At 47.9% G+C, this 10,685-nt stretch carries 5 protein-coding genes; 1 reads left to right on the top strand and 4 read right to left on the bottom strand.

Annotated elements, in window-relative coordinates:
* From ACJ2PR_RS20660 to ACJ2PR_RS20650, 3 genes are all read right to left on the bottom strand, one after another.
* A partial coding sequence (locus ACJ2PR_RS20660; protein WP_446878371.1) for a hypothetical protein occupies window positions 1-1,897 on the bottom strand: 1,897 nt, incomplete at its 3' end.
* 79 nt (window positions 1,898-1,976) lie between these two features.
* Complete coding sequence (locus tag ACJ2PR_RS20655) at window positions 1,977-4,223, bottom strand: hypothetical protein (RefSeq protein WP_446878370.1); 2,247 nt, start codon at window positions 4,221-4,223, stop codon at window positions 1,977-1,979.
* Window positions 4,224-4,471: 248 nt separating this feature from the next.
* The gene (locus tag ACJ2PR_RS20650) at window positions 4,472-6,703 is read right to left on the bottom strand and encodes a hypothetical protein (protein WP_446878369.1); all 2,232 of its coding nucleotides are present in this window, start codon (window positions 6,701-6,703) and stop codon (window positions 4,472-4,474) included.
* A gap of 247 nt (window positions 6,704-6,950) precedes the next feature.
* On the opposite strand from ACJ2PR_RS20650, the gene ACJ2PR_RS20645 reads away from it, so the two are divergent.
* A complete protein-coding gene (locus tag ACJ2PR_RS20645; RefSeq protein WP_446878368.1) occupies window positions 6,951-7,532 on the top strand; it encodes a YkgJ family cysteine cluster protein in 582 nt (193 codons plus the stop codon).
* Between the two features lie 300 nt (window positions 7,533-7,832).
* On the opposite strand, the gene ACJ2PR_RS20640 is transcribed toward ACJ2PR_RS20645, so the two are convergent.
* Complete coding sequence (locus ACJ2PR_RS20640) at window positions 7,833-10,049, bottom strand: FdhF/YdeP family oxidoreductase (protein ID WP_446878367.1); 2,217 nt, start codon at window positions 10,047-10,049, stop codon at window positions 7,833-7,835.
* Window positions 10,050-10,685 lie beyond the last annotated feature (636 nt).

Below are 10,685 nucleotides of genomic sequence, written 5' to 3'. Positions count from 1 at the left end.
GGGTTGGTGTAGTAGGCGTAGGGGTTGGTGTAGTAGGCGTAGGGGTTGGTGTAGTAGGCGTAGGGGTTGGTGTAGTGGGCGTAGGGGTTGGTGTAGTGGGCGTGGGCGTGGGTATGTTTGGGGTAATCGCTGCGGGACGAGAAAGTTTGGCTCGAATCGTCGCAGTCTGACTGGCAATGACTTTTCCGGTGATTTCGGCCACTCTGTCTCGAAAATCGCCAATCCGTTGAGGCACGGCATCTCGCGATCGTACATGTCCTTTACCCACCGGATCGCCACTAATGCTCGTCACCAGAGGAGACACAATGCCGATCGCCACTTGTCGCCGCCGTTGCGAGAGTTTGCGATTGTATTGTTGTTTGGTGGGGGAGTCGTCATTTTCGTAGCTGGCGTGGGCTTCGATCGTTACATCTTTGGGCACTGCCAGACGCTGAACCCAGGCTCGTAGCTGATTGCCATCACCCGAAAGATGTTTCCCAGGCGTGTCGGTGATACCTTGCCGAGAAGTGGTATTCGAGAACTCAACGTCTGTCGGATTCGGTGAATTGTTCAGATATCCAGTATAGGCTCTCGATGTCGTAGACCATCCGGCTTCCCGTGGCTTTTCGTATTCAAAAAATAAGTGAAATGTTTCGTCTGTAGTGGTCTGAGGATAGTCTACTGTGATGTCAGCGCTGGCATTGTCGTTTACATTCACAGTCAGTTGATTGCTGGCGTTAAGCGATCGCACTTCACCATTTACTCGTACTGTTGGATTATTCCCACGAACTGTAATCGTTTCTGATGTTCCTGAAGGAGAGGGCGTGTGTTCGATTCCATAACCATCTGGTAGCGGATTGGGATCTCGGCTGAGAATCTCTAGCGTTGCAGGTTGGCGAGTCGTGGATGGATTCGGTGTGTCTAACCGAGTTGCGACCACATTTCTAATTGCGGAGGCTACACCAGATACAAGATTCTCAGACGATGGGGTATCAGGCGTTGGGCTAGGCGTTGCACCGCCGTTAGAATTTCCACTTCCAGATGAGTTTCCTGGTGAAGGCGTTGGCGTTTCTGGTATTGTGACTCGACCTCCCGCAAACTCGCCTGGAGTCAGGGTTGGCTCAAACCAGTCCTTGAGTAAGTTTTCTTTGAAAAAGTCGAGGGCCCATTTCTCTTTTTCGGCACGATCGTCGGCACTCGAATAGTTCACTACCTCAATCTTAATCGCACCGTCTTGTACCAGTTTCTCAAATCCTGCCTCAATGCCCAACTTAAAGAAGTAATATTGTCCACTCAGACTGGCGCTAAAGTGATTGTAAACCCGCTTCATGTCTGCTGTAATTTTGACATCCAAAGCCGGCCGCATTCCCGTATATTTCAGATCATAGAGAACGCCAACGGGGGTAGTTCCTCGCTCAAAGGCTTTCTCTAAAATAATTGCGCCTTCTTGACTGAGCGTGAGACTAAAGGTTGCCGTATTCGTCGCATCCAAAGAAGGCACCGTCGCACCGAGAATTTTTTCAACCGCGTTAAAGGTTCCCGGCTGACTTGCTGACGCAGTAGTGCCCCCTGAGCCTTGTAGATTGAGCGCGATACACTGCACCGTCCCCTCGTCAAATGGCACCGCCGACAACTTGGGGCGATCGGGCGCAATCCCACTCAATTTGGACAAAATTCGCTGCTCTAGTTTGGGATCTAATTGCAAGTCCACATCAAACATCAAAAATCCGCCGCCCTTGACCCCTCCTGACACTGCCGCAGGCTTGTACTTGATGAAAGTGAAGGAAACCTGCTTGTCAGCCCCTCTGCGGGCAAATTTGACGGGGCGAGGCAGATACCAGAATTGGTTGGGGTCGGCGTGGTCAGCAAAGACCGTTGTGTGGTCGATCGTGAGGGTTTTGTTTCCGAGTAATAGCATGGGGAACGGGGGATGAGGAACGAGGGATGAGGAACGAGGAACGAGGGATGAGAGATGAGAGATGAGGGATGAAATGCTTTTAGGCGACGGGTAGCATTAGGGTGTCGGAGGAGGCTGAAGTCCAGTCGGTCGATCGAGATAGTCCGTTTAAGTGGCGGTAGGTGATGCGGTATTCGTAGGTCGATTTTTGGTTGTCGGCATAATCGAATTCAAAGGTCGAAGCGTCGTTGATTGACTGGAAGCTAAACAGGTCAGAAAAACTTAAGCCTGCGTCTTCGTCTTCATAGCGGAGTTCGACTTGCATTTCATAGAGGCGTTTGCTGGCGAAATCGACTTTTTTGGGTTGGACAGTCACAATACGATGGCCGCGCATATCGCTGCGAAGAATGATCCGGCGATCGTTGGTCACAGACGGCGGCACTTCCAACATTCGTCCACCTTTGAACAGCAGCGTCACCTGATATGCAACCTTCCGGTAATCGGGATTGACTAAATCAACCTTCAAACTTTTGGATGCACTGTCATCTTTGCTAAACTCAAACGATTGTTCTGCATAAACATCATTTTTGGAATCGTCGTAAATTAGATCAACGAATGCTCGTTCGACTAAATTCCAATCTAAATTAGAAACGACGGTCAGCGATCGCTTATTGGGGCGAGGATCGCGAATGGTAATACGCTCGTCATCGTTGTCGTTAAAGATAGTTACAACGTCGCGGTTATCAGCGGCGCGATAAATAAGCTTATACTGAAACTTCGTCTGTCTGAGATCGCGAACAAACATTTTCCAGGTTTGATCACTGTGCGCTTGATCTAATAGCAGCGTGTCATCCATGCGAATGCCGTTTTGCTCGTCGGTGTACTTGAGTTGAACTTCGACCTGCGGATAGCGATCCCACGGGAAACTCAAGGCGACGATCGGCACATGCACAATGCTATAAAACTCGCGGGGATTGATCTCAAAGTTGTCGCCGTCAAAGACTTCCGGGACTGACTTGACTGAGATAGGACGTTCACTCCCATCGATTCCTTTAAAGGTAACGGTGTATTGAGCTTCGATGTCACGTCGCATTGTATTATCTGTGACAATACTTGCCCATTCAACTTGCGTTTTAGCGTTACTCGATTCTAATAAGACATTCGTAGGAGTGTTGCCATAGTTTAATCGCACATTGATCGAGCTAATCGAATCCTCTTCAAAATTAGCGCGAGAAATCACAGCCAATTTGCGCCGTTCAAACCACGGATCATCCAGATCCACCGAGAGAACAAATCTGCTGGGATCCAGACCCTGCTGGGTGATCACGCGAGACAGACCGCTCAAATGTCCCTGCGGATAGATACTGCGTTTAACGGTAGTGCGCTCGCTAATATTCACGTCAAGCGACTTGCGATCGATCCTCGTATAGTCCGTCTTTTTATAAGAAAAGCCACCCTGAACCCCCAAACGAGACACGCGATCGGCAAAGTTGGCCGCCTTATCCCACCCGTCTTCTTCTTCCTTCACAGGATCAATGCTGGGTTTAAAGAACGCATCCAAAATCATTTCTCGCACTTCGTTGACCGCTTGATCACGTCGTCCCAAAACCGCACTCTCGTCTTCGCCTTCAGGAATAAAGGTGTCTGCTTCGAGCACGATCGCTCGTTTTTCAACCAATTCGTCAACAGCTTTGTCAATGTCAACCGAAACAAAAATTGCATCAATGCCAAAATGCTCATCGAGATGTTTTTGCACCCGATCCCAATCCACTTTGAGACGCACTGAATACGCTGGACGCAACGCTAAATAATCGAGAGAATACACAATTCCGATCGGCGACATTTCTCCCTGAAGTGCTTTCTCCATAACCGTTACGCCATACTGATCCAACGCCACCGAGAATGCCGCTTGATTGTCTCCATAGAGCGAAGGTTTTGCCGCCTGGTCGATTTTGAGAACAAACTGAGGTGTCGTGCTGTTGGGAGCCGCCGTATCGCCCGTCTGTTTGCCAAACAAGAGCAACCGAACAGTGCCATCGACCAGCGGAACGGGAGCCAGTCGGGGCGCTTGATTTAGCCCGGCCATCTGCCGTAATTTGCCGCGAATCTTTTCTAAAGTGGCTTCTTCAACGCCAATGTTGACATCAAAATTGAGAAATCCACCATTCCCCGCTTTGCCGCGATATTTAACTAATTGAATCTGGGGAATCTTTTGCCCTGTGACCGAATCCGCGATCGTCGTCAACTTAGGCATCATCGGCAAATAATAATACTGCAACGGATCGGCATGATCCGAAAACAGCGAAACGCCTTCAATAATATGAAACGGAGGGTTGAGATATAGCATTGCTTTTTGGGGATGATCAATAAAGTCAAAAACAATTTGAATTGAAATTGCAACGAATTTGAGAGCAAGGGACAAGTAGAATTTGATGAATCTTACGGCTACGGTCGCAAATCCAGGAGAGCAAACTAAATCCCCCCCAAGTGAGGGACTTTGAGCTAGAACACTTGTTTTAAAGTCCCCCAGAATTGGGGGGTTGGGGGGCAGAAGGACAGCGAAGCGAAGAACTTCATCGAACTGACAACCTAGACTCAGACAGGTATCCGTAGCGCCAGCGTTAGCGAATCTGTAAGCTGAGGAGTTACATTCGCCTTGCGTTCGGTGCCATCATTCATATAAAAGACAGCATTCCAGGTGTACTTGTTTGAATGTTTGTCTTTGAGTGCAACAGACCAGGTTTGCGGCGTTTTTGCAGTGCTATCAAACGTCATATCGTAGCGTTCTACAATGTCATGCACTTTGTCTTCATAACTCAGTGACACAATCACTAACGCCACCTTGTTAAAGTCAATTCCAACAGGCACCACTTTGACATCTAGCGAGTCTTCGATCTTTCTGCCGACCATGATGGTCAGGTCTTCAGTGGTGGCTTCTGGAATCTCTTCAAGCTGGCCGTTTTTGAGTTGAACTGTACCTTTGTAAGTGATTTTGCCGATCTTTTCATCGATCGCCGGAAACTCCCAATCAAAGAACGGCTGTGATTTGCTCAATGCCGCAGTGGTGTTCTTGGTGTAATGATTTAATTCATCAACATATTTCACATCCACAAAAATGGTTTGAATGTCTTTATCCAAGTCACCTGCTGCACGCAAACTCACCGTCTTGGTTGCATTAAACGGATCATTTAAATAGAGTTGCGGAGAGCGTGAAGATGCTTCTGTCACCTGGTACTCTTTACCATCCGCCATAAAGTACTTAACAATGTACTTGTAAGGTTGTTTGACGGGTGCAAAAACCACTTCTCTGAGCGTTGCTTTTGGGCTGGTTTTGTCGAGTAGATAGGCGCGTTCGATCTGTCCCACATCGCCTTCAGAAGCGTCATAGTTGATCTTCACTTGCACTTGACTGACTTGACTCCAGTTGATATCACCGGGGAGAACGTCGATCGCTAAGATCCCCGTTTCACCCACGTTAATAGTCAAGAACTTTTCATCGGTCGGAATCTCTTGAGACTTGTAAGCACGGCTCTCGTTTTTGTAGTTAACTTGATACCAATACTTGTAGTCCCATTTGGCATTTTCAATGAAAGACTTGAACTTCTCTAACTTGTCGGGACTGTTAAAGCTAAATTCCTGAATCTGATGAACGCTGCCTTCTTTGTAGTCAAGGTGAACTTCTACACTATCCAACGGCAGATCTTTGAAGTCAGCATTGACCCGAATCGGAACTTCTAATGTCTTAAAGAAGGGATCATCGAGATCAACGATCGTGGCATAGTCTGACCACTTCAAGGGTTGACCATCTTTATCCAACAGCGTTGTGATCGGTTCTAGCATCCCTTGAGGAGCCATGTTCCATTCAACTGCCTGACTTTCTTTGTAGCGTTGATTGACATTGTTAAACTTGTATTGACTCAGACGAAGATGAAAGTCTGTTAGATTGTCAGGCACTTTCTTTTGTTCTTCGGTGAACGGTTGTAGCTTGTCTTCGTTGGAGGCTTTGATCGCTTCTGCCAGCGTATTCATCGCCCAATCACGAATCTTTTGCTTGACATCTTCCGTCGCTTTAAAGTCTCTAAAGTCAATTTCTACACCGCCCCACTGATGCTGACTAGCATACTCACTAACGGTTTTATTGATCGTCGTTCTGTTGCGATTTGAGCCGCCAAACAACCATTTCCAGATCGAGCTAAATGCACCTTGAGACTGCTCTCTCTTGGTAAAATCTTCGACAAAGCTCGAAAACTTGCTGGAATCAAACCAGATACGAGCCGTAATCGGAGGTAATTTTACTGCACAATACAAGTCGTAAACCACTTGAACAAATCCACCTTTGTTTTGCAGGGCTTGTTCAAAAAAGGTTGCACCCAGATCGGTTAGCTCAACAGTAAACGGGGTGATGTTGCGTCCATATAGAGAAGGTTTACCGGGGTTAAAAACAGTTTCAACAAACTTATCGCTAATGCTTTCGATATTAAGTTTTGCGGTGCCTTTGGTGTAAGTAATTGAGCCAATTTCAACTTCGGGTGGTTTAACGTTGCTACCCACATAGCGTTGATTGACTTGCTCTTGCAGCTTTTTGACAATGAGTTGTTTCTTCTCTTCAGGAACGCTAAATTCCACGTCACAAATCAAGAAACCGCCGCCTTTTGATTGGTCAGCCCGCTCGATCGGCATCCGATATTTATAGAAGCTAAACGAAGGACGGCCATTATCATTCATCCGAAATCGAGGAACATCGGGCACTAGATAAAACTTATTTGGGTCTTCGTCCCCATAAACCTGAACACCCTCGATCGTTTGTACGTCATCAATTTTCAACATAAATCTGATTCCTGAAATGAATTCTGAAAGCTCTAGCGGATGGTTTTAGCAGTGAACCAACGCTCTTGTTTCTCGATTCTGCTCAATTAGGATCAGAAATAGGGGTAGCCGATCGGGGAATGTTTTGTGAAGACGTTAAACGTTAGATATTAGGCATTAGACATTAGACTAAAAACCGAAGATTAGTGCTTCTCCGTCCAATGTCCAAATTCCAAAATCCAGTGTCTTGAATACGATCGCCACCCCTATGAACCAGACTTCTACTCAGGTTATGGCTCTGTTTGAGCAAATTGACCAACAGACTGAAGAATTTCGGCAAGCGACTGGGTTATCTTGCTCGTCTGACTGTGGTCGCTGTTGTGATCGTCCCAGTGTTGAAGCAACTGTATTGGATGTGTTGCCATTAGCGATCGCGCTCTTTCAACAAGGCAAAGCAGAAGAGATTCTCGATCAGTTAGAAACCGATTTACCCCAGCGCTGCATTTTTTATCAACCTGACCCTACAAATTCTCAAAAAGGACGGTGTGGAGTCTATCTCTGGCGGCCGTCCCTCTGTCGTTTGTTTGGCTACGCAGCCGTCAGAGACAAACACGGCAAACCCCAACTCGCCGCCTGCACAGAACTCAAAGCCACCCGATCGCTCACCCTCACCCACATTCAACAACAGCTTACCCAAGGATTGTCTGCCCCCAGTTTTGTCGAGTTTGCGACGCGAATGGAAAGTATTGATCCCGCGATCGGTTCCCAACGGTTTCCTATCAATCAAGCCATTCGATTAGCCCTGCAAAAGGTAGGCTTAAGCGCCCAGTTTTCAGACCTCGAAGATTAAATGTTGGAGCATGACAAGAGACTTTAGACATGAAACTTTGAATATTAAACAGTGAATTAAAAACCTTATGCGAAAGTCCCCCAGAATTGGGCTACCGTGTACACACAAGTCCGGAATCGCTTCGTTTCGATCGGCTTCAGTCCCCTAAATCCCTCATTCTGGGGGACTTTGACAAAGGAAAGATTTCCAAAGTTCAAAGCCATGACGACAGCTCAAAGTCCCTCACTTGTGGGGGATTTAGGGGGCTTCCCAAGGTTGGTAACTTCTTTGCTAGAAATCTCCTTAGTCCTTAGTTTTTAGTCAATAAACAACAACAGGAACTCGCTTAAAAGCAGGCGTCCCCGATCGCTCATCTACGCTCGCCTTAAAAATCACATTGACTTCGGGGTAAAACATTAGCGCGGCTCCTGGGCGGACGGTGCCATAAATGATCTCGACGTTCTCTAGTTTGCCAGCATCGCCTTGTACTGTGACTCGTTGATGTTCGGTAAATCCTGCGCTTTCGGCATCCGATCGATTCATCAAAATGCAGTTGCGGTGGGGCATTGCGCGATATCTGTCGCCCGGTTTGTAGACGACGGTATTGTGCTGTGAATAGCTGCGTCCGGTGGTCAACGCCAACACGAGACTGCGAATCGCATCAGAAACGCCAAACTCTTGAGCCGTCGGTAATGTCAGGTGCGGCAGGGGCGTAACAAACATCTTGGCTTTGCCCGAAGGCGTGGCAAATTTGGGCGTGTTAAAAATGCGTCCCTGAATGGTGAATTCTTGTTGAGTGCTGTCGATCGTCGCCATCGCTTTAAAGCCAGGAATCGTCTGGGCAATCAATTGACGAACGTATTTTGTGTCTTGCAGTTTGCGCCAGTCGATCGGCGTGTCGCCATGAATCCGATGAGCAATTTCGGTCAACAATTCCACTTCTGAAATCAGATCGGCCTGTTTAAGATGGCTTTCTCCTTCATCGTTGAGCCGCACGAAATTGTTGCCTGATTCTGCTGTCGTCTTATGGGGATTTTCAAAGCGGGCAAAGACCGGAAGGATCAGCGTGTTTTTCTTGGCCAATCCGTGGAAGTGTCCCAGGTTGGGCTTGGTTGCCACATAGAAAATGGTCTCGATGTTCGACAAAGCGCGTTTTGCCTGGGTGAGGTCGGGATTTGCGGCGTAGAGATTGCCTCCCAGACAGAGCAGCGTATCGACTTTTTCAGAATCGGCAGCGTCGATCAAGGCGCGAGTGTCATATCCTTGAACCCGACTGAGTGAGGTTCCTAGCAGTTTTTCTAAGGCTTCCTGAATTTCTTTTTTGAGGTGAATCGTCACGCCCATCGACCCAAAGCCCTGCACGTTGGAGTGACCCCGAATTGGCATTGTTCCGGCCCCTTCTTTGCCTGCATTTCCACTCAATAGGGCCGTATTGGCAATGCTGTAAATGTTGTCCACGCCGTTTTTTTGCTGCGTCGCGCCCATCGCCCAGGCAAAGACGACTCCTTTTGCAGCGCCAATGATCGAGGCAGCGGCCACGATTTCAGCTTGAGAAACGCCACAGGTCTTAACGATCGTTTCCCAGTCGATCGCTTGTGCGTAGGCCACCACTTCTTGCCAACCGTCGGTATGGGATTCTAAATACTCCGATTGAATTAAACCTTGCTCAATCAACGATTTTTGAATGCCAATAAATAAAGCAACATCACTCCCAGGAATCGGTTGAAGATAGAGCGAAGAAATGTCTGAACCTCGAATCAAAGACTTAATCGGAAAGGCAGGAGACGCAAATTTCACCAATCCCACTTCAACGATCGGATTGACGACAATCACTTTACCGTCTCGATCGCGCAGTTTGATCAATTCATTCATCAGTCTAGGATGGTTGGCTGGCGCATTCGACCCAATCAGCACCACACAATCTGCTTGTTTGAGACTGTCTAGACTCACCATCGACGTACCCGATCCAAACATTTGCTTGAGTCCGGTCGTAGAAGCCGCATGACACAGATCAGAACAGTCCGCCAGATTGTTTGACCCCAGCGCCCGGATCATCAATTGCAGCAAAAAAGCCGCCTCATTCGACGATCGCCCCGAACTGTAAGAAGCCACTCGCTCTGGAGCCTTGCCAAAAGCCGCTTCTGCAATCTCATACACCTCATCCCAACTCAGCCGCTCATACTGGGAACTGCCCTCTCTAAGAATGAGCGGCACGCTCAACCGACCCAGATTGTTTGCCTGCTCAGAAGTCAGTTGTTGAAGGTCTTGGATCGAGCGATCGTAAAAGTGGGCCGCAGGTTGAAGCTCAGACGCGATCGCTTCGACACTTTTGGCGCACCGCTGCAACACTTCTCCATCCTCATTGACAAATCCGCCTTTTTGTCCGCCTGTGCCCCACGCGCAAGAGAGACAGGCACTTTTGTGGAGGAGTGTTTTCCAAATTTTGGCACCATCAGGCGACAGCGTATGTTCTGCCCAATATTGAATCACAGGCATCCCGCCGCCAACTTGGGGAGTTTTGTGAGCGTGTTCGTCCATGTGTTGATTCCTACCCTACAAATTGAATCTAACGTGAATTTAATGAATCTCTCCACTCCAGTTACAGAGTTAGCTTGACTTCTAAATTCCCTCTTCACACAAGGCTTTGAACCAAAAATTTTTGTCTGAAAGTTCTCTAGAATTGACAGCTTGGGGGGCAGAAGGTGCAGTCAACGAAGCGAAAAACCAGATTTCTTCGAGTTACCCGCCAGAAGTAGAATCTATGCTGAACTTAATAGGAGCGATCGCAAACTTAAGGAGATTTTCAAATAAGAACATACCTACGTTACCCCACCGCCTACGGCTCCTCCCCTTAGCAAGCTGCCGTGTACATACAAGTCGATTGATCTGTCATTGCTGAGAGCCTTCGCCCCCTAAATCCCCCAAAAATGGGGGACTTTGAGCCGTCGTCATGGCTTTGAACTTGGAAATCTTTCCTTGGTCAAAGTCCCCCAGACTGGGGGATTTAGGGGGCTGAAGCCGACTGAAACGAAGCGACAACGACTTGTGTGTACACGGTAGCCTTAGCAAGGTGAGGCTGGGAGGGGTCAGAGAGATCAACTTGGGTAAAAATATTCCTGGAAATCTCCTAAGAAACAAAGATTGCCTAGAATAATCCACTGCAAAATTAAATTC

The organism is Phormidesmis sp. 146-33 (genome assembly GCF_052939515.1).
This window is presented reverse-complemented; position numbering and strand designations above follow the sequence as displayed.